Genomic DNA, 23923 nt, shown 5'->3' with positions numbered 1-23923 from the left:
GCTCCGATCAAGAATGACGAGGTGACTTGGCAGGCCAATAGCGGCGAATCAACAAGTTCGCGAAGCTACTGATATAAAGGCCGTTATAAAAATGAACGTAAGCCGATTGCCAACCTGAACCAATGTCGTCGCTGGAGAAGCGTACTTGCAGCCATAACACCGACATGAATGACGCCAACACGAACAATAACAGTCCAATGTCGAAAGCCCCGCTCACTAGCGCTGCAGTTGGCAGCGCATTTTGCAACAACTCGATAAACGCGGCTTGCAGCGCGAAGTAAACGACCGATACGAGTACGGCAATGATGCTGACGCTTATGAATAGGCGCTTGCCGATATGAATTTCGATCGCGTTCCAGAGGAGATAAGTCAATGCTATCTGCAGAATGACGCCCAAAATCAAAACACCCGGGTGATTTGAAAAAGTGAAGCCGAACAACGTGGACACTGAAAATGTCAACACCAGTGCGAGTACGAAACCGCTAAGCAAGTGCCATGAATCGCGTTTTTTGCGCACGAGTGGAACCCACGACGACTTTGCGATATCGACGATGCTGCCGCTGGAAAGGAAGGCATGCGCTTTGTATAAGGAATGCGCGACGATATGCAATATCGCCGATGAGAAGGCTCCCAGACCGCATTGCAGCATCATGAAGCCCATTTGTCCGACTGTCGAGAAGGCCAACGACTTTTTGACACTAGTTTGCGTCAGCATACACAGAGCGCCGAACAAGGCTGTTATTGCTCCGAAGACTGCAAGTATATCTAAGGCGGACGGCGCGAGTATCATCACATGGCTCATGCGGACTATCAGAAAACCGCCGGCGTTGATGATGCCTGCGTGCATCAATGCCGACACCGGCGTCGGTGTCTCCATGACTTCGGGCAGCCAGCTGTGGAATGGGAATTGTGCGGATTTCAACAAGGCTCCCAATACGAGTAAGATGCCGATCCACGATAACTCGCTGCCGGCATCGACCGACTGAGAAGTCGTCGATACGATATCGGCCGCCGCGAAAATTTCTCCGAAACGAAGACTGCCAAAGCGCTGATAGATTAACGCCATCGCCAGAATCAGACACAGATCGCCGATCCAGCTGATCACGAATTTCTTGCGCGCGACGATCAGTGCTGCCGGACGGTCTGAGTAAAAAGTGAGCAATTGATGGAGTTTGAGGCTGGTCGCCATCCAGGCCAGCGTGAATAACACCAAGTTACCCGACACGATCAGCGTTAGTACGGCACCGATCGTCAGCGCCAACCACTTCATGAAGCGTCCCTGTCCGGGATCGCCAGCCAAATAATTACGCGAATATCGAATGACGATGACGCTCACGAAGGAAACCAATATCAACATCGTCGCCGAGAGTGCATCGAAGTAAATATCGATTCCGGCGAATCCTTGTTCGATCAAACCGTGTTCAGCGTAAAACCAAGTGGCCAGTATTGCTGAAAACAAACCGGCAATCGCAGCGATTTCTGTCGATCGAGCGATCTTTAACGGTTGACGCTCGGCCCACGATGAAGGCGCAAGTCCCAGCAGTAACAGCGAAACCGGGCCTGCGATGACGGGAATAATCGATAAAGCGGTCATTTAAGTAAATCTCCGTGGTTGGGAAGCGCTGCATCCGATCCTAATGAAGTCTCATTCGGTGTGAGTAGGATGCAGTACAATCTAAAGTTTTTACTCGATACGAGCGATAGCAAACACATTAATAATGTGAAATCATTCCTGACGAGCCCTTCCTGGATTGAAGTTGCAAGCATACTAACAATCCAGAATTGTTTTATCTAATATATAAATTTAAAAAAACCGTTCTATTTATTATATGTTTGGTTTGGGTATTAATTACTTATCAATATCTAAGTTATTTTTTGGATGATTGCTACCGAAAACAATCTGACCAGTGCCAATGAAAAACTGCATATCTTTCAGTTGGCCTTGTACATACAGTTACGCAAACCGGAAGGCGTTGGGTTAATCCTTGTTCGAACGAGAAGGGGCTAGTTCTTGGTTTTGATAGTACGATTTTCAAAACCGCCGATGAATTGGTCAGTTATGAAAAGCAGGGAAGCGGGTAACCGGCAATCCAAGTGCGTTGGAGGCGTATCGATCATTTCACTCAACGTTCAATTGGAGCTGTTTAAGCCTTTATTTAAGCGTTATCGCAAGAGCTGTATTGAGGCGCTTAGGCAGAATAAGGCAGGCGGTAGTCAAGTGTTACTTGTCAAATTTCGGTAAGATCATCTGTAATGATTTTTGGTGATTAGCAAGATGTTTCAGTTTGTTGAAGCTAAGAATCCAAGCGGGGACAAGTCGCAGCCGCAGCCATGAAATTACGCAGGGATGAAGGGGGATTTATGTGCGTTGCAATAACAGCAATGCTAGCCCGTAAAGACCGACTCGCTAGAGTTGCTTTTGATATGACTGCCAGTACCGAAAATCAATTGTCAGTATTTTTTACATCGAAAAATGGTGGTTACTTAAAAGATAGTATAAATCAGCGATCTATAGATATGGTATGTATTTTGCTTTGATTCATGTGTAGCTTGATGAAAGTGTTGAATGAGCCTGAGTCATTTATTCTTTTACGAGTTATGTTTCGCGCTAGACTTTTTTAACCAATAATCATCAATGGTAAGTGTAATGCTAAATAAAATTATTTATTTGTTAATCTTGGGTTTCGCATTTTTCGATTGTCAGGCAAGTACAATAAATTTCGACGAACTTCAACCCTTTTCAAATTACTCGGCGGTTCCGGAGAGTTTCGGTTCCACACCCGAAGTATCTGTGTTTTATCAAACTTTAAATTCTGATGGTACCGTGGAATCTTCGAATGTTCTGCTTTGGAATGCCGGCTATGCAGATCTCAATACCGCCGCTTTTGCTAATGCTAATGGAAGACTTCTGAATATAACATTGACTGCTGTTAATCCTAACAATTATGTTACGCTTAGCAGCTTTGAAGTTGGTGGATACCTTCAAACATCGAGGGATGCAAGCGATTTACGTATTGTTGATGGAAACGATATAACTAATATATTGATTGATTACGCACCTTTGGGTAATCCCTTTACCGTGCCGGGTGACGTAGCTTACATCTTCGAACCTAACATTACAGCTAGTTCGATTGGCATAATATTGGGGACAAGTTGGAATCTAGGAATAAACAATATTACATTTAGTACTACCCCAGTACCATTACCAGCGGCTTTTTGGTTTTTCGGTTCGGCTTTAGCAAGTTTAGGCGTTTTTAAAAAAGGCCGTTCGTTTAAGAAATCTGTCTAATACATTGCAATTACTCAGACCCCTACATTTAAAATAAGCTGGAACTTTGCATCCCCTTTAAAAAACTATGTTCATGTTAGCAGTTGAAACGTGAGTATTCAGTTCCCCGGCCATTCTCGTTCCCACGCTCTGCGTGGGAATGCCTGAGTACCGCTCCAGCGGTACGAGACGCTAGAGCGTCTCGGGCTGCATTCCCACGCTGGAGCGTGGGAACGATAGGGGGGATGTGAATAATTACGTTGAAACGGTTATCTTTCCTACTAAATAAACCATTTAGGAAATAGTCAATGATTGCTTTCCAATACATTGAGCATGGAAGAGGGCACGATTACTCGTCTGACAGGACGCCGTAAACCCAGCACTTAAATTCCATAGCCTATTGGCCATGATTGATTACATAGATAATTTAGGTGCTGGGTAAATACCTCCATGTAAGTGAATAGGGCGGGGGGCAATCTATAGACAGGCTCTGGTTAATCCAGTCCTCGGGCTTGAGCGACCTCCCAATGAACTCGTTAAAGCTTAAAGTATTTCCTGGCTAAAATTCATTAAATTAATCATACAAGGCTTGACTGGGACGACTGATTGCCAAGGATGGCATGAACCCAGCACCTAAACTATCTAAGATAGTTAACCATAGATAATGGATTATGGAATTTAGATGCTGGGTAAATGCAGATTTTGCAGGAGCAAAAATCTGCCCTGCCGCCGATACCTGTCAATTGAGCAACCGTACCCTCCTTTCAACAATCCGATCAATATTGAATAAGACAAGTTATTTAGAGCTATATCCTTTGGTTTCTGCTGACTTTGAGTTCAAATTGGGTATCAACTATTAACGCGAGCATAGCCTAAATTAACTGTATGAAGTGCTGTGAGGTCTGGAAAATACTCGGGTTTCACTGTCGGTATCGATAGAGTTGATGTTTTCTCGTAAGTAAGACGAGTTGCTAGACTTTAGAATATAAGATAAAACAAATGCAGACCGGCTATGATGAGATTGCTGATTCAGCAACGGCATTGGCGTTTTTTGCGTTTTAAAAGGAACAAGGGTGGCTTTCGATGCAAATGAATTTGAGCGATATGAAAGCGGGCGATTGCGGACGCGTCCTGGGTTACGACAAAAGCTTCTTACCTTACCGGCATAAACTGCTGGCGATGGGTTTGACGCCCGGCACCGAATTCAAAATCATCCGTATCGCACCGTTAGGCGACCCGATTGAAATCAGAGTGCGCGGTACCGATCTCAGTGTGCGCCAAGATGAGATCGCCGGCTTGAGAATAGAGCGTCTGGACAAAGTGTCGCCGGCCCCGATACCTGTTTTGCAGAAACAGGAATATACCGTCGCCGTGATCGGCAACCCCAACTGCGGAAAAACCACGCTGTTCAATGGTTTGACCGGCGCCCGTCAGCATGTCGGTAATTGGGCGGGCGTAACCGTCGAGCGCAAAAGCGGCTCTTATCGGTTCGATAACAAGACCGTCAAAGTCGTCGATTTGCCCGGTATCTATGCGTTGGATGTGAACGATACGGCCACGGCGCTGGATGAAAAAATCGCCAGGGATTACATTCTTGCGCGGCAGGCGGACCTGATCATCAATATCGTCGATACTTCGCATCTCGAACATAACCTTTATCTGACGACACAATTGTTGGAAATGCGATTGCCGATGCTGGTGGTGTTGAATAACATGGACGACGCGACCGGCCGCGACATCAAAATCGATAGTGACGAAATAGCCCGCCGCCTCGAATGCCCATTGGTTTCGTTGGTTGCGACTCGAGTCGAGGAGGTCAGGGCCTTGAAAGCGGCGATCAACCAAGCGGTGGAGCATAAAAAATTGTCGCATTCGGTGATCGATTATCCGCTTGCGATTCGGGAAGCGTTGGATCGACTCACACCGCTGGTCGAGCAACAACTGGACAACCGTTACGGCGATGCGCGCTGGTTCGCCGTCAAATTGCTGGAACAGGACGGTTTTGCGCTCGGCCATGCCGATCCCTTGCTGACCGAGACTGCGAAACAGCTGCGCCATGCGGTCCAAGACCAGGCCGCCGAAGAGGCGGATCTTTTGATCGCGGACAGCCGCTACGGTTTTATCAGTCTCTTGGTAAATGAGACGCTCACACGGCAGTCCGAGCTGGGCCGGAACCTTTCCGATAAGATCGATCATGTGATATTGAACCGATTCTTAGCCATTCCGATCTTCTTCGGCGTGATGTATTTGATGTTCACGTTCACGATCAAACTCGGACGGGCCTTTAAACCGTTCTTCAACGACCTGATGCAGGCGATTTTTGTCGATGGCATGGAGCATTTTTTGGCGCTGCTGGACAGTCCGCAATGGCTGATCATGCTGTTGGCCCAGGGTGTCGGCAACGGCATCCGGGAAGTGGCCGCGTTCGTTCCTATTCTTGGTTTTCTGTATCTGTTCATTTCGGTATTGGAGGAGTCGGGCTACATGGCCCGGGCGACGTTTGCGATGGACCGCTTGATGCGTGTCCTGGGACTGCCCGGCAAGGCCTTTGTGCCGATGATTCTGGGTTTCGGCTGTAACGTGCCGGCGATGATGGCGACCCGGACTCTGGAGAATCCGCGCGATCGGTTGTTGAGCATCCTGTTGAATCCGTTCATGACCTGCGGCGCTCGGCTGGCCGTATTTACCTTGTTCGCCGCGGCTTTTTTCCCGGACCACGGCGGCTTGATCGTATTCATGCTTTATTCGATAGGCGTCTTCTTCGCCGTGCTGACCTCCTTGCTGCTGAAGAACACGTTTCTGAAAGAGGAATTCTCGCTGGTGATGATGGAAATCCCGAATTATCACGTGCCGAAGCTGAAAAATGTATTGATTAACAGCTGGACCCGGGTCAAGACCTTCGTTGTGCGGGTCGGAAAAATCATCATCACGATGGTCGTGCTCTTGAACATACTCGGTTCGCTCGGGACGGACGGCGGCTTCAAACCGAACGACATCGAACATTCGGTGCTGAGCGCTGCGGGACGCTCGGTAACGCCGGCGTTGGGGCCGATGGGTATCGACGAAGAAAATTGGCCGGCGACGGTCGCATTGTTCACCGGCATCCTGCATAAAGTCGTCGTCATCAGCACGCTGAAAACTATCTATGCCGAAACCGGGCAGGCGGCTTCCGCCCGGCAGGTTCAGTCCTTCGACTTGGGCGATGCGGTAGAACGGGCCTTCATGGCCATCCCGATGGGACTGAAAAAGATGTTCGGTGCCGACCCGGTCAATCCGTCGGTCGGCCAAGATTCGTTTGTCGAGGCCTTGCATCGGCATTTCGACGGCACGATCGGCGCATTCGCCTATCTGTTGTTTATTTTGCTGTATTTCCCTTGCATCGCGACTTCGGCGGCCGCCTACCGGGAATCCAGTCTCGGCTGGTCGTCGTTCATGGTACTCTGGTCCACGGGGCTGGCTTATCTGACCGCGACGCTGTTTTATCAGTCGGCGACCTTTAGCGAGCATCCGGAAACCTCGACGGCTTGGCTGGCCGGGATTGCGATGATCGCCGTTGCGGTTGTGTTGGTGTTTCGTTATTGGGGCGGCCTTAACAAACGTAGGTTGGGTTAGCGTCAGCGTAACCCAACGTTTTTCCTGGTTCCCACGGTCCTCCGTGGGAACCGATACCGGCTTTAAGAGTGGTACGTTGTATTTGAGCTCGTTATGCGTTTTCACACACTGGAGCGTGGGAACGAGAGGACGCTGACGCTAACCCGACCTACATCTGATAAAGGGTACAAACATGATTGATAAAACCTATTTCGACAAAATCGATGCGGAACTGCTGAAGATCAGTCCCCGCCAAGACATCATGCTGCTGCGCGTCATCGCGGCGGTGATTCCGGTAGCTTTATTCGGGCTGGATGCGCTTTATGACTTGCCGGTCTTGTATTGGCTGGGTATTCCGTTTTATTTGTTCTGTTTGGCGCTCTATTTCGAAAGCCTGTTGAAAAGCGTGTTGTTCTTGCGCAAGGTTTCGGCGGAACTGCTGATCGTTTTGGTCATGACCGTGACGCTGATCGATGGCGCGCCGTTGAGCGGGGCGATGGTCGCTTGGTTCATCGGCCTGGGCTTGTACATCTCGTTCACGATCATCCGGAAGAATCGGGAAAAGATCGAAAGCCTGATTCAGGAAGGCAAAAAAACCGCGCAGATGCTGCAGGGTGGCGACATCGTGGAAGTGTCGATCAACCAAGTTCGACAAGGCGCTATAGTGCTGATCGCGAAAGGCGCAATGATTCCGATCGACGGAATCATCATCGAAGGCGCCTCGGCGATCGACGAATCGACGATTACCGGCGAACCTTTTCCGGTATATAAGGAGACCGGGGCCAGCGTGACATCGGGCACGCTGAATCTGAGCGCGCCGCTGCAGGTCAAGGCCGACAAAAACGGGGACGATTCGTTTCTTTCGGTGATCACGCAGGAAATCGAAAACAGTCTGGAGAAAAAATCGGATCTGCAGCGGCGCGCCGATACCACGGTACAGGTTCTGTTGCTGTCGGTCACGGCCTATGCCTTTTTGCTGCTCTACATCACCGGCAGCCTGCATTTGATGGCGACGGCGCTGGCGGTGGTTTGCCCTTGCGCCTGGGCGCTGGCGACGCCGACCGCGTTCGCCGCGAATATCGGGCGTCTGGCCCGCTCGAATATTCTGGCCCGTGGCGGCGAGCCGCTGGAAAACATGCAAGACATCAAAACGCTGATTCTGGATAAAACCGGCACGGTCACGTTGGCCGAACCCGAGGTCAGTCGGGTCGTCGAAATGGGCCTGCCGACACAGGGTCTATTGGAACTGGCCGCATCGATCGAATCGCGTTTCGATCATCCGATAGCGCACTCGATCGTCAATTATGCGAAAAAGCAGGGCCTGACTGCCTTCCTGCCGGTCGAGAAAGCCGAGGACCTTCCGGGCCGTGGCATCAAGGCAAGGATCGAAGGTCGGGAAATTCTGATGGGCAGCGCCGAAACGCTGAGTCTTCAGGACATCGAATTGCCGGCTATCGACTATACCGGCCGCGCGATCTGGCTGGCGGTCGACCGGCAAGTCCAGGGCGTCATCGTCATTCGCGATATCATGCTGTCGGAAATGCGGGGCTTGGCCGATACGATCCGTGCCTGCGGCATCGAAAAGGTCGTGCTCGCGACCGGCGATAACGAAGAACAGGAGGCCAAGCGCGTGGCCGACTACATCCACGCCGACGAATACTATTTCAATTGCAAGCCGGAGGACAAAACCACGCTGGTCAAGCAATTTCAGTCGCAAGGCAAAGTGGCGATGGTCGGCGATGGCGTCAATGACGCACCGTCTTTGGCCGCAGCCAATGTCGGCATCGCGATCGGCGGGCACAAGAATGTCAATCTGGCGATCATTTCATCGGATGTGGTCATTCTCGGTCACGATGCTCAGGATCTCGTCACGATCTTGCGGCTCGGTCATAAAATGGGCGGTATCATCCGGCAAAATTATCTGTGGGCCGTCGGTTTCAACAGCGTCGGCCTGGCGCTGGCGACATTCGGCTTGCTCAATCCGATTTTTGCCGCGCTGCTGCATCATGTCAGTTCGGTGTTCGTCGTCGTCAATGCCGGCCGCTTGTATTTTACCGGCATCGAGCAATCGCCGGTCGGTCCTATGTTCAGAAAAATGGATGAGCTGACCGGCCGCGATCAGCGCTGCGAACCCGAACGCTTGCGTTCCGCCTCCGAAGCGACTGTCGAAGCGGAGTCTTAAACGTATGGCTTTGCTGGAGCTGCGTCGAGCTGTTTATAGGGTGGGACAGAAAAACATTCTGGACGGTCTGGATTTTGCTATCGACGAAGGGGATGTGCATGCGCTGATCGGCACGAACGGCACCGGTAAGAGCACCCTGGCGCGCTTGATCATCGGCAGCGAGGGTTTTCGGCTGAGTTCCGGGCAAATCGTCTTTGACGGCCGAGGAGACATCGGCGCCTGGACGATGTACGAACGCGCCCAGGCAGGCATCTCGATGGTCTGGCAAGAGCCGGCCTTGTTCGAAGGCATTTCGGTGCGCGATTATTTGAGCATTGGCCGGGGTCAAGCGGATTTATCGCAATGCTTAGCCCAGGTCGGATTGAACCCCGCCGACTATCTCGACAGGCCGTTGGACAAGTCGATGAGCGGCGGCGAAAGAAAACGCATCGAGCTGGCGTCCATGCTGGCATTGCGGCCCCGGCTTTGCATTCTGGACGAGCCGGTGTCCGGCATCGATTTGGTCTCGGTCCGGAGTATCCTGGCCGTGATCAAGCGAATACAACAAAACGGGTCGTCGATTCTGTTGATCACGCATCGCGAAGAAGTGGCCGGCATTGCCGACAAGGCTTCGCTGCTGTGCGGCGGCAAAGTCGTCATGACCGGCGCGCCGGATAAGATCATCCAAAATTACAAGGCCAGACATTGTGTCGTTTGTAACGGCCGGGAGTGCGACTATGCCGCTGACTGATCGATTCATTCCGTTACTGAACGCGAGCGGCATCGATCGCGGTATCCTGGACGACCGTGAAACCGCGCATATCGCGGCGGATGGGCAATCGCTGCTCAGTCATCGGTCGATTCCGGGTCTTTCGATAAAGATCGATGAAAACCCTGAATCGACGAAGGTCGACATCAGGATCGAACGCGATACACACATCGTGAATCCTGTTCATCTTTGCTTCGCGCTGCTGCATGGCATCGGTAGTCAAAACTTTAGCGTTCATATCGTGCTCGAACCGGGCGCCAAGGCCGATTTCATCGCGCACGGCCTGTTCGCGAATGCCCAAGTCGTCAAACACACTATGCAGAAGCTCATCGAGATCGGCGACGGAGCGCAGGCGCATTTCACCGATAGTCATATTCATGGGCTATCCGGTGGCATCGAGGTCAACTCAACAGCACAGATCAAAGTCGGCAAGCATGCGCGCTACGGCTCGGATTTCTCGTTGACATCCGGCAGGGTCGGGCGGCTCGATTTGAATGAATCGATACAGGCCGACGATTATGCGGTCGTCGAGATTGTTTCCCGCGTTTTCGGACATGACGACGATACGATCAAAATCAACGAAGAAGTCAGTCTAAACGGCCTGTTCTCGCGCAGCATGATCAAAAGCCGCGTCGCGCTGGAAGGCGAAGCCCGGGCGGACATCGTCGGCATCACAGAGGGCTGCGCCGAGGGTGCGCGCGGCCACATGGATTGCATGGAAATCATCAAGGATCAAGCGGTCGGGCAATCGACGCCGGTCGTCAAAGTCAGTCATCCGCTTGCGAAGATCACTCACGAAGCGGCTATCGGCACGGTCGACAAGAAACAAATGGAGACCTTGATCGCGCACGGGCTTTCCCCCGAGCAGGCCACTGATATGATCGTGCTGGGCATGTTGCGTTAAATCGATCGAGGTACTACGAATGCTACTATGGATAATCGGATTCAGCCTGTTGGGCAGTATCGGTGCAATTGCCGGTGCGGCCTTGTTTTTGTTTTTTCCGGAAGGCATTCGTAAGGTCCTCGTTCCCTGCCTGATCAGCTACGCGACCGGCACGCTGCTCGGCGCGGCGTTTCTAGGCATGTTGCCCGCCGGGCTGAAACAGGCTCCGGCGATCGCCGTCATGGCGACGGTCTTGGCCGGCATGGTCGGCTTTTTCGTTTTGGAAAAACTCGTCATCTGGCGTCACTGCCACAATAGCGGATGCGAAGTACATAGCCATGCCGCGCCGTTGATTCTGATCGGCGATGCCTTCCATAATTTTGTGGACGGCGTGGTGATCGCCGCAGCCTTCCTTACGTCTATTCCATTGGGCGTCACTACCGCATTGGCGGTGATTGCGCACGAGATTCCGCAGGAAGTCGGCGACTTCGCAATTCTGCTCGACAACGGCTACAGCCGTGTGAAAGCCTTGGTGTTTAATGGACTATCATCCATCGCCACATTGCCCGGCGCACTGATCGCCTATTTTTGGCTGGTCGAGACTCGCGAGGCGGCGCCCTATATTTTGGCGATATCTGCCGCCAGCTTCATCTATATCGCGACGGCCGACCTGATTCCGGCCTTGCACCGGCATACTAGTCTGCTGACATCGCTACGCCAAATAGTGCTGTTGCTCGCGGGCATCGCAACCGTCGCTTTCTTTCACCTTGGAGGATAAACCATGAACCGGCTCACCGAAACTGAAATCGCCGCCCTCAACGAGGCGTTGGATGATGAATACCGGGCCTTGGCGATTTACGATCAAGTCATTGCCGACTTTGGCGATGTGCCGCCGTTCAGCAACATACGAGATGCGGAAAGCCGACACATAGAAGCGCTTTCCACCCTTTTTTCTCGCTATGGGTTAACCATTCCCGAGAATCCCTGGTTGGGAAAGGTTGAGCGTTATACGAGTCTGCAAGAAGCTTGCGAAGCCGGCGTCGCCGCCGAAATCGCCAATGCCGAAATATACGAACGTCTAATTCAAGCCACGGAGCGACCGGATATTTTGACCGTGTTCCGCAATCTTCGGGATGCATCGCAGCAGCGCCACCTGCCGGCGTTTCAACGATGTGTGCAAGGATCATCCGGACGCGGTGGACATGGCGGCGGGGAAGGTCGGCGCGGCAGACACGGGTGCGGCCATGAATAGGAACGCGGATAGCCGCCTTCGACAGGAGTTGCGACATGGCTAGGGCGGCGCCGTTCGAGGCTCATCATCAACGTTACGAGGCGTGGTTCGAAAAGCACGAGGCTGCTTATATCTCGGAATTGCTGGCGCTGCGGCCATTCGTGCCCTGGGAAGGCTACGGGGTCGAGATAGGCGTCGGCAGCGGTCGCTTCGCGGCGCCGTTGGGGGTACAGGTTGGCGTGGACCCATCGCGAGCGATGTTGGGCCATGCTGAGGCGCGAGGCATAAAGGTCGTGGAAGGCGTGGCCGAGAATCTGCCTTTCGAAGACGGCACCTTCGATTACGCGTTGGTGGTAACGACCATTTGTTTTGTCGACTCCCCAGTGAAGATGCTTGCCGAGGCGCATCGTGTGCTCAAGCCGGGCGGGCGCCTTGTGATCGGTTTTATCGATAGGGAAAGCGCCTTGGGACAAGATTATCTGGCGCATCAGGACGAGAGCGTATTTTACCGCGAAGCCACATTCATTTCGGCTGATGAGGTGGAGCAACTTCTGCTGGAAACCTGTTTCTCGATCGACGCTTGGGGCCAGACGCTCGCCCGCCCATTACCCGAAACTCGGGAGATCGAATCGCTAAGGGCAGGGCGGGGGCAATGTGCATTCGTTGTCGTCGCGGCAACGAAAGAGGATTTCAGCATAAGTCATATATAAGAAGGTGTCGGGCATTGATTTATAAGGCTGTCTGCAACAGGACGTTGCAGTCAGAGCTTACAGGGACGTATTTACGCGTCCTTAGAAATCAATACCCGACGCCAAACCGACCAAATGCGCTGAATAGTTACGAGGATTGATTCATTGAAAACGACAGTTACACGATAATATACGGATCTAAACATCCATCGATGGAGTGCGGTTTCATGGTTTCATCTCTTTATTCATCAAGCGCTCAAAGTTCCGGTGCACGGGTTTATTTGGTCACTGGCGCCACCGGGGCGATTGGCAAAGCCATTGCGCGGCAACTGGCGGCAAAGCCGAATTCCGAAGTCGTATTGGTCTGCCGCGATGGCGATAAAGCACAACGAGCGGTGCGGGAAATCATCGCTGCCACCGGGAACGAAGCAGTGCGCTTTGAGCTCGCCGACTTGAGCGAGCATCTCGAAATCCTTGGTTTGGCGGAGCGCTGGACCGGTCCGCTGCATGCATTGATCAACAATGCCGCCTGCACGCCGTGCAACCGACAGGAAACCTCCGAAGGCATCGAAATGCAGTTCGCCACCAACGTGCTCGGTTATTTTCGATTGATCGACGCGTTCACCGATACATTGAAAGCGTCGGCGCCTGCCCGTGTCGTCAATGTCGCGAGCTACTGGGCCGGCGGCCTGGATTTGAACGATTTGGAGTTTACCCGTAGGCGCTATGACAACGACAGCGCCTACCGGCAGTCAAAACAGGCCGACCGCATGCTGAGCGCGGCTTTCTCGGAAAGACTGCTGCCTTACCGAGTTGCGGTCAATGCCTGCCATCCGGGCGACGTCAATTCGAAATTGAGCAACGATTTGGGATTCGGCGGCCACGAAACACCGGATCAGGGCGCCGAAACGCCGGTATGGCTCGCGACCGACCCGGGCGCCCAGCAACATTCCGGGCGCTACTATGAGCACAAGCGCGAAGTCGTTTGCAGCTACAGCCGAGACAAGGAGGCTGTCGACGCGCTTTATCGAGTTTGTTCGAACTATTCGATCCGTTGATTGCAGCGTTAACCCATGACCGTCATTGTTGAGTCAACCATTGCCCTTCCTCATTGCCGACACGCGGAATCCGAGACGACGGCGGCTTTGAATCAGCTTGACCTTATCAAGGTGATTGCGCGGCAGCGGCATCAACGTCGCGGAAAAGGTTGTCACCCGGTCTTTGTCGCCCTTGCCGGAATACACTGGAATCTGTTTGTATTCGAAATCGAGATCCTGAACTCTGAGCCTGACCGCCTCGGTAATCCGTAATCCGCTACCGTACAGAATTTTTGCCGCGAGCTGCGGAACGACTTCCGGACGCGCCAATACCTGTTTCACTTGATCCGCCGACAACACGACCGGAATGTGCCGTTTTTTACCGGAGCGAATTGCATCGATATGCTTTTCCAACGGCTTGTCGAGAACTTGTTTGTACAAAAACACCAAAGCGTTCATCGCCTGATTTTGCGTCGATCCGGCGACATTGTGTTGCCAGATCAATCCAAAAGGCTTCGATTTTGGCTTCGCTGTTTTCAAATAAAGATTATCTTCCCGTCATTCGATGAAACCTGACGAATTACCTTATTCGATCACAGTTAAGCACGTTCGGTATGCAGGGAATAATGTTTGAGACGCATGATCCTTCGCACGCCACAACCGGTAGAGCTTGCGAACTTGAACTTGACTTCGAAAACAGTACCATCTAAAGTCAGCGGCAATTTAATAGGCGGGCAAATCTGCTTGGATTGTCAGCTAATATCAAGTTATCGAGGCAACTATGCGCGGTTTTTCAAATATCAAGGCAAAAGTGCCTGAAAATACCGGTAATATCGACTTGTATGGGCAGATTTGCCTGGGAATCAATAGTTAGCGTGAAAATATGCCTTTACGACTCAAACATCCAATTTTATGGCCCACAGTCATCGCGAGTAATGACCTTTCTTCTTCGATAGGTCTTTTTCGCTACACGGAATTTGGGTTGCTCGTAAGGAAAAATCTTGAAGTTGAAGGCCCTTATGAAGTTCCAAACACTTACTTCACTGAGTGGAGAGAGACTGATGCAGGGAGTAGACATGGAAGAGGTCTTCACGGGTCTCATGAAGAATTTGAAAAGCATAGTGAAGAAATGTTGGGCTTTGCCAAGAATCAATTCATAGTTAATGCGTTTTCAATTTTCGAATTTTATATCGCAAACACCATTATATTGGTTTGGGGTAATAGTTCAGGTAAGTTCAAGCAGAATGACAAGTTAATCCTAAAATGGGATGAAAATAAATGCAGGCAATTTTTATCTAATCCAGTTATTAAAGACATCGAAGAAGACTCCTGGATGAAGGATAATTATAAATCTAATGTTCAGGAAGAAAGAATTAAGCTGCTTAAGACCGAGCTTACTATCGACATTAAAAGTTTTAAAACAGAGGTAAATGGAAATACTATCGATTGGAGCTCCTTCCGAGCTAATGAAAGGTATCGCCACAATGTCGCACACACAGCAGGCAGGAATTCACTATATGTTTCTAATGGACTGGAAAGAAAACATATAGAAACTGAAAAAATAAAAGCACTCTATTGGTATTTAGAAGATCTATTTAATTTCGTAAATAGGCAGCTGTATGAATCTCAGATATTTGAATATGAACATTGACGCTAACAAATACAGTCAGCAGGACAAACCTACGCTGCGCTCCGGTTTGCCTCTGCTGTAGGCATTATGTGTCAATTATGCCTAGCAGTGCCCCATTGCTTTTCTGCACGTCATTTGAAGGACCCCGAAGAGACCAACCATGACGGCAACAGCACTCGCGACCAATACCCCAGCAGTGGTCGTAATCCATACTCCCGAGACAATTAGCCCTATTGATCCGATCACCCAAAGATAATCGCCTGTTGAAAAATACAAAATCAGTTCTTTTCGTGGCAAAGGAACTCTTGACGCCCAAAGCAGATGAAGTCCATTCAGTATCAATAGAATGCCCAGAATCAGGATGTATATTTGAGGGGCTGATGACGCGCCGCCTAAGAAATTTGCCACCAGGCTGGGTTGTAGAGCGAATAGCCCCCCGAAAGCTAAACAGCTAGTAGCATTTGCACGCATAACATTCTTTAGAATTAACATAATCAGCTCTCCTATGTATACTTGGTTGACATAGAGAGTAGCTGCTAAGGAGTCTTATGTCAACCAGGTTTACACAAAGAGGGGTTCCGCTGGTGGAATCTCAGTCATTGCAGCTCATTCAAAGCGCGCAAAGGCTAAATGATGTCATTACAAAATATCTTTCTCAGCGCCTATTAGAAAAGGGTTATGCATCGCTCACGCCGTCCCTTCTTTCTTTTCTCAGTGTTCTCGAGTGCGGAGTGAACCATGGCTCAGAAATAGCAAGAAATTTAGACGTGACAAGACAGATGGTCGCGAAAACTGTGAAACAGCTCTGCCAGTTGGGTTATCTTGAGCAAATAGATGGCGCTGGCAAGCAGAAAGAAATTCACTTTACTGAGACTGGTGAATACCTAATGTCAGATGCAAGAAAGTTACTAGCCGAAATGGATAAAATCCTATTTAGAGATATTGATGTTAGAGCGCCACAAGTAATAATTGACGAGCTTAATACAATGGTTTGTGCAGTTAATGATCGCCGATACACATAACAAGTTGCTGCACTCGGAAAAATTACTCGCTGCGCTCCCAATTTTCCGGTGAGCAAGGCGTTATGCCTCGAGATAAGACATCCGCTTTGCCGGCCCCTCGCTATCTGCGAGCAACAGCCATTTCTACTTTGGCTGCCTCCGTTATTCCGGCTGCTCTGATGATCTACGCTGCATACGACATTCAGCATGGCCCTCCCGTCGAAGCATCAGAGGCTCAGGGCTCAGCCATAATCTTGGCGCACCTACTCGCTGCCATCCTGTTTGTCGCCATTGCGTTTCCCTTTGCCGGTTGGCTTCTCTGCAAAAGGCAGGCTCTCACTCGGCAGCGCTTCTACAGAACGTCGTTCTTGCTGCTAACCGCCGCCGCGCTTCTCCCGGCGGCGTTGCTTGCTTCCATAGGGTTTGGCCTCAGTGCATTTTTATTCGCGCCGGCCAGTTTCGCTGTTGTGGCTTTTCTTGCTTTGCCATTCCGTCCACTGTGGTTCAAGCTCGCGCAATGAGGCATAACCAGGCACTCCAGCCGACGTGCCACTCGCTGCGCTCGCGGCACGCGGCTGATCTGGGGCGTAAGCCACACAAAATGAAGAATCTATTAACAATTGCAATGCTGGTGATGATGCCTATGGGACTATTTGCAAAAGAAACGGAAGAACAAAGGTTTTGGAAGTGGTTCCAAAAAAATGAGTCGAAGATATATCAATTTGAAAACAATCAAGAGCCAGTTCTTGATGAAATCTCAGAACAACTTTCAAAATACAAAGAGGGTGTTGTATTCGAAATATCGCAGGAACAGAATGGTAAACGTGAGTTCATCATTAGTGCGGATGGATTAAAAGAACTATTCCCCGCTGTCAAGACATTAAAGGAAGCAGCCCCTAGCTTTAAAAAATGGTCTATTGTTGCGTTCAGGCCAAGAATGGACAATTACGCTAGATTCAAGTTAGATTATGCTGGAAAAGAATTTGACCCGGCCAACATTTGGATATACTACCGGATTCAAGATGGATACTTTGATTTAATTATCTATCACCGGGAATACTCAGAAGAAGAACGAAATGCATTTATATCCGGGGCATATATACTTCTGGATATGGCCTTGGGCGAATATGACGTTGTTACGGGAATTCGATATATCGACCACCAAAGATTACCAGCAAACCCAGAAACGGAAGGTTTAAAGCCGTTTTCTGAGCTAAGAAAAATATTTGATGAATATAGAGCAAATAATGGCTAACAAGCGCGTAAACCAGGACGCCCAAAAGCGTCGCTCGTTCCTCGCTATGCTTTTGGACGCCTGTTACGCGAAACGTTAGGCCTCGCACATGACTGATCGCAAGACCCAAGCAAAGAGCATCACTGAGGCGATTAGGAAGGTGCTAATTGAACATTGGGATCCAATCGGTGTCATGGATGATCCGGAGTGGCCTCGCGATGAGTACGACTCGTACATTGGCGAGATCTATCGCTACCTGGCCCGTGGCGAGTCGGCCGAGTTCATTGCCCGGCACTTGTGCTTCATTGAGGAGACGGCGATGGGACTGGGGCACCTGCCGGAGTCTGCCCGCCTGCCTGTTGCCGATAGACTCAAGGCAATTGATGTCTCACTCCATGAGTAGTCACACACCAGGCCCCGTTGCGCCTCGGCCGTGGCCTAACCATCGCATCAACATGGAAAAAATGTAGCTACGTTCGTACCTCACTACGCCACATTTTTCCAGTTATGCGGGTCGTTAGTTTTATTGAAGACAAAATGCACACATTTGTGCTAGACTTCCATCCATGAAAATCTACAATTGGAACCCTGATAAAAATCGGGAGCTTATAGTAAATAGGAGCGTATCCTTTGAGGAGGCGATCTTTCACATTGAGCATGGTGGTCTGTTGGATGATATCGCCCACCCTAATGCTTCAAATTACCCCAATCAACGGATTTTCGTCATTTGTATCAGGGAGTACGCTTATCTTGTCCCCTATGTAGAAAGTGTTGATGAGATATTTTTGAAAACGATCATTCCCAGTAGAAAATTTACCAAGCTGTACCTTGGAGGTAGATCATGAGCAAGTCCAAGTTATCCAAAGAAGAGAAAGAGCTCCTTGATGCTGTTGAGGCTGGGGAGTTTGAGTCAGTTTTAACAGAGTCTCGAAGAGAAGAGCTGGAGGCAATTGCCAGTAACACATTTAAGAAAGATAAAAGAATAAACATTCGAATCTCCAACAGAGATTTAACGGCTATCCAGTCTAGAGCCACAGAGGAAGGTATTCCTTACCAAACCTTTGTGTCGAGCATCATTCACAAATACATCTCAGGTTCTTTGCAAGACCTCACAGCTAACAAACAAATGCAGCCGACGCAAAAAACGCGCGGCTGATTTGGGCGTTAGATTTTGCGAGTACTTTAATGCCACAACTGAGCATCGTTTATGTACTTACCAATCCCGCAATGCCTGGACTGGTGAAGATTGGCAAGACATCACAGGAGGACATTAGTGTTCGCCCCTCCTGTGCCAATATGACCTGAGACACCGACCCCTCGGAAATTAGAGTATAAAGGTAGGCCAGAATCATGAGCAAATCAAAAGCAGAGACCATGGAATCACCACAATTAACTGCGCCGGAGGTCGCGTTGGAAGACGCCCGTAGGGCGGCTGGAAACGCGACCTCCGGCGCGCGGCCCGATCCGGAGGTGGTTGCCACCGCCCAGCGCCGACAATTTACCAGCAGCGACAAGCGCCGCATCCTGGATGCCGCTGATTGCTGTACTCAGCCGGGTGAGATTGGCGCCCTATTACGCAAAGAAGGGATTTACTCATCCCAATTAGCCACTTGGCGCAAACAGCGTGCTGCCGATCAGCGTGCTGCCGATCAGCGTGCCGCGCTGGCGCCGCAAAAGCGCGGGCGCAAGACCGATCCGGCTCAGGCCGAGGACCGTCGTGTGCGCCAACTTACCCAGGATAATGAGCGCCTGCGTCGTAGACTCGCTCAGGCCAATGCCATTATTGATGTCCAAAAAAAACTTTGCGTCTTGTTCGGACTGCCGACGGACGAGACGCCGAGCGAGTCCAGCTGATGCAAGCCCTTAACCAGTTGGCCCCGGAGGTCGGCCTGGCTCCGGCTTGTGCAGCCCTGAATTTGAACCGCAGTTCGGTCTATCGCGAGGATGCCCGTCGGCGCCACCTGGCGCCTGTGTCGGTAACGCGGGTGCCCCGTCCGTCCGCCCCGCTGGCTTTCTCGACTAATGAGCGGCAGCAACTCCTGGAGGTGCTTAACAGCGAACGCTTCGCCGACTGCTCACCGTATTTTGTTTATGCTACTCTGCTGGACGAGGGGCGCTACATCGGCTCGGTGCGCACCTTGTATCGTGCTCTGGAAGCGGACGGCCAGTCAGCGGAGCGTAGGCGCCAACGGACGCACCCGATCTACACCAAGCCGGAACTCTTGGCCACCTCGCCTAACCAGGTCTGGAGCTGGGATATCACGAAACTCAAAGGCCCGGCTAAATGGACCTGTTTCCACTTGTATGTGATCCTGGATATTTTTAGCCGCTATGTCGTTGGCTGGATGGTCGCCCCGCGGGAAACCGCCGAACTGGCCGAGCAACTGATCGCCGAGACGGTGGCCAAGCACAACATCCCGCCGAATACACTGACGCTGCATGCCGATCGCGGTTCCAGCATGCGCAGCAAGCCCGTGGCTGCCTTACTGGTCGATCTGGATGTCGCCAAGACCCATAGCCGGCCTTATGTCTCGGATGACAATCCCTATTCCGAGGCCCAGTTCAAAACCCTGAAATATCGGCCTGATTTCCCCGTCCGCTTCGGATGCCTTGAGGATGCCCGCAGCCATTGCCAACGCTTCTTCCCGTGGTACAACCAGTCCCATTGCCACTCGGGCATCGGTTACATGACCCCGGCCACCGTCCATTTCGACCAAGCGGCTACGGTATACCAAGCACGCGCAAAAACCCTGGAGATTGCCTTCCTCGCCAATCCAAAGCGATTCAAAGGAAAGTGCCCTTTGCCACCCAGCTTGCCTAACGCCGTTTGGATTAATCCGCCTATAAACACAAAGGAGAACCTCGACCCATAAATACACAACAATTAGACACTAAATAAATCAACTTGGTGTCTCAAAGTCATTGACACATTCCGGCCTCGCCCAGTTATATTCGACCGGCGTTCCCGTACCTTTTAAGCTGGAGTTCGCTTGCAAAGTTGAAAATGCAGATGAGGTTGAGAAAGCACTTCATATTGCATTTTCTTCTGCCCGTCCCAATCCGGGCCGTGAGTTCTTCGAGATTGAGGCTGTGCAAGCCATTGCAATTCTCAAGTTACTCCACACGGAGGATGCCACCCAAGAGGTGGCCAACTTACCAACAACCATCGATCAGCAATCAATATTTGCCGGAGAGCAACTCAAAGCTAAGCGGCCACAGCTCAACTTCGATGAAATGGGAATACCTGTTGGGTCATCACTTGTGTCAACAAAGACTGAAGCCACAGTTCTAGTAACTGCGCCAAAGAAAGTGCGTTTAGGTGATGATGAAATGTCGCTTACCGCTGCTACCCGCCAAGTACTTCAGTTCGAATACAACGTTGCGCCCGGCCCATATTGGACGTTTAACGGTAAGCTGATCCGCGACATCTACGACGAAACCTACACACATGTTTCGTAACCTCATAACGGAGAGCGCATCTTGAAGATTAAGCTCGGCCCTGTATCTAAGCGAACACCAATTTACGAGGTGCAGTCGCTTCATTTAGCGAAGGCAATTCGTAAGCTTGAAGAAGCCTGCTCACGTCAGTTCAGATCGACAACGGAATTGTCGCTCGAAGAATTCAATCGCTTTCGTGATATGCCGGAATACGAAAATTTCATCGAAGCAACATTCGCGTGTGGTTTTGTTTGTGCTGATTACGCACGATTTTTTCCTATTGAAAAAGCACATTCGAAGCCAAACGAGGTAATTCCAATGCTGCCATTTTCAAAGCTCCGCCACTATGTACATACTCACCAACGTGCTGAAAAGTGGAACAGCGATTACAGCACCGCCTTGTGGAATTCGTTGATGTGCGGCGCTTTGCCGCTTGTGGCTCGGCGACTGGAATCAGATAGGTCTTTGTACGAAACCAAAGACGAGTGCATTGATGAATAAATCTAACATGGCGCTCAAGCGGAGCGCGGTTAAAATACGGATTTATTTTCAAGCTTCCCGTGCCGCGCCCGGTTAGCTCTACGTTAAAGCATCACTGGGAGGAAATATGATAAGTTCTTTGTATGCTGCGATGTTGGCACTATTGATTGTCTGGTTGTCGCTTCGGGTCATAAAGTTGCGCCGGGAAAAAAAGTGCGTCTCGGCGATGGAGGCGAACCTGAACTCCAAGCTGCGATCCGAGCCCAGGGAAATGCAACAGAATATATCCCTATCTCTCTCATCTTGCTCGTTCTGCTTGAGTTAAGCGGGGCTCATGCAGCCCTCGTGCATTCCGGCGGTATTGCCGTGCTCGTTGGTCGCATCTTGCATGCCAGGGGCTTGCTGACCGAAAGCCTTCGTTATCGCATACTGGGAATGCAAGTCACCATTTTTACACTGATCGGTTTGGCAGTAGTCAATCTCGCTTACGTTGTGTACACCGGCTTACGGACGCTCTAACATGGCGCTCAAAGGGACGTGCCGCCTCATGGCGGTTTTTGAAGTTTTGTAATTTATCAAGCTTTGGGTCTTAGCGTCCGTGAGTTGCACGCCCTAAGTTTTACGTTATGAGGCGAAGTGAATATGTCAGACGACCAACGGTATGTTGAATGTTGCGCCCATGGTAAGCAGCAAGCAACATACGTGTGCCAACACATAGTTCAGAGTTCAAAAAAAGGGTCAGGTTGAATTATTAATTAAACCCCTTTTCTACCTTTTCTAGACGATTTGGTTTCTGGCGATCGATCTACTTGAACAGCCTGAGCGTAAAGCCGCATGACTATAAGGATTGTACTTATGACTTTAATCCAAACAATGAAGCTCATGGTTAAACTGCCGAAATTAAGATGATAGGAGCCTTTTCCGGAACAGACGAGTCGGAGTCCAGTATAAAATGCAAAAAAAGGGCGTGGTGGCGGCGGGCCATGAGCAAACTGCAAAAGCGGCGGGATATATTCTCAGCGAAGGAGGCAATGCGTTTGATGCGGTGATTGCCGCTCATTTGGCGGCTTGTGTGGTTGAGCCGGTGCTGTCCTCATTGGCCGGCGGCGGTTTTTTGATGGCCCAAACCGCGGCCGGCGACAATCTATTGTATGATTTTTTCGTGCAAACGCCGGTCACTAAACGAGCGGTCGAAGACACGGATTTTTTTCCGATTTCCGCGGATTTCGGAACGGTCCGGCAGGAGTTTCATATCGGCTTGGGCTCGGTGGCGACACCCGGTACCGTCAAAGGGCTGTTCGCGGTTCATCGTGAACTCGGTACGCTGCCGATGACGGTTCTGGCCGAGCCTGCGATCGAACTGGCGCGCGGCGGCGTGGTCATGAATGCCTTTCAGGCCTATATCTTTGATATTGTCAAGGCGATTTACCTGGCCTATCCCGACACGCGTAAAACCTTTGGCAGCAAAACGCATCAAGGCCAATTGCTGCAGCAAGGGGAAGTATTGTATCTGCCCGATTTAGCCGATTGCCTTGAGGTGCTGGCTCGCGAGGGCGATGCGTTTTTTTATCAGGGTGAGATCGCGCGCGCCGTCATAAGACTGTGTGCCGAACGAGGCGGGCACCTGGTCGGCAAAGATTTCAATGATTATCGGCCGGTCAAACGCAAGCCGTTGTCGATCGATTATCGCGAAGCCACCGTGCTGACCAATCCCGCCCCCAGTTCCGGAGGCACGTTGATTGCTTTTGCTTTGCAACTGCTGCAAGCTTTCGACCTGTCTCGCTATAGCCCAAGCACGGCCCCGTATCTCGATTTGCTGGCTCAGGTTCAAGATATGACCAATAAGGCGCGCATCGACGCCTACCTTGACGATCACACGCACCATCCCGGAGAGCATGTCTTGGATGCGGAAAACGTCGAAGCCTATCGTAATCAAATTAAACCGGCGCCCATCTGTTCCAGGGGAACCACGCAAATCAGCGTGATCGACGGTCAGGGCAATATCGCCAGTCTGACTACCAGCAATGGCGAGGGCTGCGGTTTGTTGATCCCGGGGACCGGCATCATACTCAATAACATGCTGGGCGAACAAGATCTCAACCCCAAGGGTTTTCATCATTGGCCGACCCATCAGAGAATGACCTCTATGATGGCCCCTTGCATCGTGATGCTCCCGGATAAACGGCGCTTCGCTTTGGGTTCAGGGGGTTCCAACCGGCTGCGCACGGCTATACTGCAAGTCCTACTCAATTTGATCGATTTTAAGATGTCGCTGGATCAGGCTGTCACGCATCCTCGCATTCATCATGAAGACGGATTGCTCAGCTTAGAGGGAGGCTTTGATGACAGCGAAGTCGCCCGGCTTCTGAAAAATCATCCGAATCATAAAGTCTGGGGCAACCGCAATCTATTCTTTGGGGGGACGCATTCGGTCGGCAGTTCGCCGGACGGTTTTTTCGGCATTGGCGACCCGCGTCGAGGTGGTTACGCTTTAGAGATTTCATAGCGAAG

The 23923-nt window shown here is 51.0% G+C and carries 24 protein-coding genes; 21 read left to right on the top strand and 3 right to left on the bottom strand.

Annotation, left to right across the window (positions count from 1 at the left end; translation table 11 throughout):
- Positions 1-7: 7 nt before the first annotated feature.
- Positions 8-1594 carry a proton-conducting transporter membrane subunit gene (locus tag ACINK7_RS12875; RefSeq protein WP_404355690.1) on the bottom strand — a complete coding sequence of 529 codons (1587 nt, stop codon included), beginning with the start codon at positions 1592-1594 and terminating at the stop codon, positions 8-10.
- A 767-nt stretch (positions 1595-2361) separates the two neighbouring features.
- Between ACINK7_RS12875 and ACINK7_RS12870 the strand changes: the two genes are divergently transcribed.
- The 10 genes from ACINK7_RS12870 to ACINK7_RS12825 all read left to right on the top strand — a co-directional run bounded on the left by ACINK7_RS12870 (position 2362) and on the right by ACINK7_RS12825 (position 13650).
- Positions 2362-2538 carry a hypothetical protein gene (locus ACINK7_RS12870; RefSeq protein ID WP_404355689.1) on the top strand — a complete coding sequence of 59 codons (177 nt, stop codon included), beginning with the start codon at positions 2362-2364 and terminating at the stop codon, positions 2536-2538.
- A gap of 109 nt (positions 2539-2647) precedes the next feature.
- Positions 2648-3289 (top strand): hypothetical protein, encoded by a 642-nt coding sequence (locus ACINK7_RS12865; protein WP_404355687.1) that lies wholly within the window; start codon positions 2648-2650, stop codon positions 3287-3289.
- Between the two features lie 1062 nt (positions 3290-4351).
- Entirely contained in the window at positions 4352-6880 is a 2529-nt protein-coding gene (gene feoB / locus ACINK7_RS12860) for a Fe(2+) transporter permease subunit FeoB (protein WP_404355685.1), read from the top strand.
- A 172-nt stretch (positions 6881-7052) separates the two neighbouring features.
- The gene (locus ACINK7_RS12855; RefSeq protein WP_404355683.1) at positions 7053-9041 is read left to right on the top strand and encodes a heavy metal translocating P-type ATPase; all 1989 of its coding nucleotides are present in this window, start codon (positions 7053-7055) and stop codon (positions 9039-9041) included.
- Positions 9042-9045: 4 nt separating this feature from the next.
- Positions 9046-9771 (top strand): ATP-binding cassette domain-containing protein, encoded by a 726-nt coding sequence (locus ACINK7_RS12850; protein ID WP_404355681.1) that lies wholly within the window; start codon positions 9046-9048, stop codon positions 9769-9771.
- The gene (locus ACINK7_RS12845) at positions 9758-10693 is read left to right on the top strand and encodes a SufB/SufD family protein (protein WP_404355679.1); all 936 of its coding nucleotides are present in this window, start codon (positions 9758-9760) and stop codon (positions 10691-10693) included. The genes ACINK7_RS12850 and ACINK7_RS12845 overlap by 14 nt, the downstream gene beginning before the upstream one ends.
- A gap of 19 nt (positions 10694-10712) precedes the next feature.
- A complete protein-coding gene (locus ACINK7_RS12840) occupies positions 10713-11450 on the top strand; it encodes a ZIP family metal transporter (RefSeq protein ID WP_404355677.1) in 738 nt (245 codons plus the stop codon).
- A 3-nt stretch (positions 11451-11453) separates the two neighbouring features.
- Positions 11454-11924, top strand: coding sequence for a DUF2202 domain-containing protein (locus tag ACINK7_RS12835; RefSeq protein WP_404355675.1), 471 nt, complete (start codon positions 11454-11456; stop codon positions 11922-11924).
- 35 nt (positions 11925-11959) lie between these two features.
- Positions 11960-12613 (top strand): class I SAM-dependent methyltransferase, encoded by a 654-nt coding sequence (locus ACINK7_RS12830; protein WP_404355673.1) that lies wholly within the window; start codon positions 11960-11962, stop codon positions 12611-12613.
- A 206-nt stretch (positions 12614-12819) separates the two neighbouring features.
- Complete coding sequence (locus ACINK7_RS12825) at positions 12820-13650, top strand: SDR family NAD(P)-dependent oxidoreductase (RefSeq protein ID WP_404355671.1); 831 nt, start codon at positions 12820-12822, stop codon at positions 13648-13650.
- 33 nt (positions 13651-13683) lie between these two features.
- Here the strand turns inward: ACINK7_RS12825 and ACINK7_RS12820 are convergent, their stop codons facing one another.
- A complete protein-coding gene (locus ACINK7_RS12820) occupies positions 13684-14133 on the bottom strand; it encodes a tyrosine-type recombinase/integrase (RefSeq protein WP_404355669.1) in 450 nt (149 codons plus the stop codon).
- A 478-nt stretch (positions 14134-14611) separates the two neighbouring features.
- Here ACINK7_RS12820 and ACINK7_RS12815 point away from each other — a divergent pair, with 478 nt between their 5' ends.
- The gene (locus tag ACINK7_RS12815) at positions 14612-15280 is read left to right on the top strand and encodes a hypothetical protein (protein ID WP_404355668.1); all 669 of its coding nucleotides are present in this window, start codon (positions 14612-14614) and stop codon (positions 15278-15280) included.
- Between the two features lie 81 nt (positions 15281-15361).
- Here the strand turns inward: ACINK7_RS12815 and ACINK7_RS12810 are convergent, their stop codons facing one another.
- On the bottom strand, positions 15362-15751 hold the full coding sequence (locus ACINK7_RS12810) for a hypothetical protein (RefSeq protein ID WP_404355666.1): 390 nt from the start codon (positions 15749-15751) through the stop codon (positions 15362-15364).
- A 56-nt stretch (positions 15752-15807) separates the two neighbouring features.
- On the opposite strand from ACINK7_RS12810, the gene ACINK7_RS12805 reads away from it, so the two are divergent.
- The 10 genes from ACINK7_RS12805 (at position 15808) to ggt (ending at position 23918) form a co-directional block, all read left to right on the top strand.
- On the top strand, positions 15808-16281 hold the full coding sequence (locus ACINK7_RS12805) for a hypothetical protein (protein ID WP_404355664.1): 474 nt from the start codon (positions 15808-15810) through the stop codon (positions 16279-16281).
- A gap of 62 nt (positions 16282-16343) precedes the next feature.
- Positions 16344-16781 carry a hypothetical protein gene (locus ACINK7_RS12800; RefSeq protein WP_404355662.1) on the top strand — a complete coding sequence of 146 codons (438 nt, stop codon included), beginning with the start codon at positions 16344-16346 and terminating at the stop codon, positions 16779-16781.
- An 80-nt stretch (positions 16782-16861) separates the two neighbouring features.
- On the top strand, positions 16862-17515 hold the full coding sequence (locus ACINK7_RS12795; RefSeq protein WP_404355660.1) for a hypothetical protein: 654 nt from the start codon (positions 16862-16864) through the stop codon (positions 17513-17515).
- Between the two features lie 88 nt (positions 17516-17603).
- Positions 17604-17897 carry a hypothetical protein gene (locus ACINK7_RS12790; RefSeq protein WP_404355658.1) on the top strand — a complete coding sequence of 98 codons (294 nt, stop codon included), beginning with the start codon at positions 17604-17606 and terminating at the stop codon, positions 17895-17897.
- Positions 17898-18335: 438 nt separating this feature from the next.
- The gene (locus tag ACINK7_RS12785) at positions 18336-18650 is read left to right on the top strand and encodes a CopG family antitoxin (protein WP_341326350.1); all 315 of its coding nucleotides are present in this window, start codon (positions 18336-18338) and stop codon (positions 18648-18650) included.
- A 218-nt stretch (positions 18651-18868) separates the two neighbouring features.
- Positions 18869-20367, top strand: a protein-coding gene (locus ACINK7_RS12780; RefSeq protein ID WP_404361448.1) for an IS3 family transposase whose coding sequence is annotated in 2 segments (ribosomal slippage) — positions 18869-19313 and positions 19313-20367 — 1500 coding nt in all. Because the reading frame shifts where the segments join, the coding sequence is not laid out codon by codon here.
- 22 nt (positions 20368-20389) lie between these two features.
- Positions 20390-20953 carry a GIY-YIG nuclease family protein gene (locus ACINK7_RS12775; RefSeq protein ID WP_404361447.1) on the top strand — a complete coding sequence of 188 codons (564 nt, stop codon included), beginning with the start codon at positions 20390-20392 and terminating at the stop codon, positions 20951-20953.
- Between the two features lie 21 nt (positions 20954-20974).
- Complete coding sequence (locus ACINK7_RS12770) at positions 20975-21433, top strand: hypothetical protein (RefSeq protein WP_404355655.1); 459 nt, start codon at positions 20975-20977, stop codon at positions 21431-21433.
- A gap of 192 nt (positions 21434-21625) precedes the next feature.
- Positions 21626-21931 (top strand): MAPEG family protein, encoded by a 306-nt coding sequence (locus tag ACINK7_RS12765; protein ID WP_404355653.1) that lies wholly within the window; start codon positions 21626-21628, stop codon positions 21929-21931.
- Between the two features lie 433 nt (positions 21932-22364).
- Complete coding sequence (gene ggt, locus ACINK7_RS12760; protein ID WP_404355651.1) at positions 22365-23918, top strand: gamma-glutamyltransferase; 1554 nt, start codon at positions 22365-22367, stop codon at positions 23916-23918.
- The last annotated feature ends 5 nt before the right edge of the window (positions 23919-23923 follow it).

Origin of the sequence: Methylotuvimicrobium sp. KM1 (genome assembly GCF_044788715.1) — a bacterium.
Lineage (GTDB): Bacteria > Pseudomonadota > Gammaproteobacteria > Methylococcales > Methylomonadaceae > Methylotuvimicrobium.
This window is presented reverse-complemented; position numbering and strand designations above follow the sequence as displayed.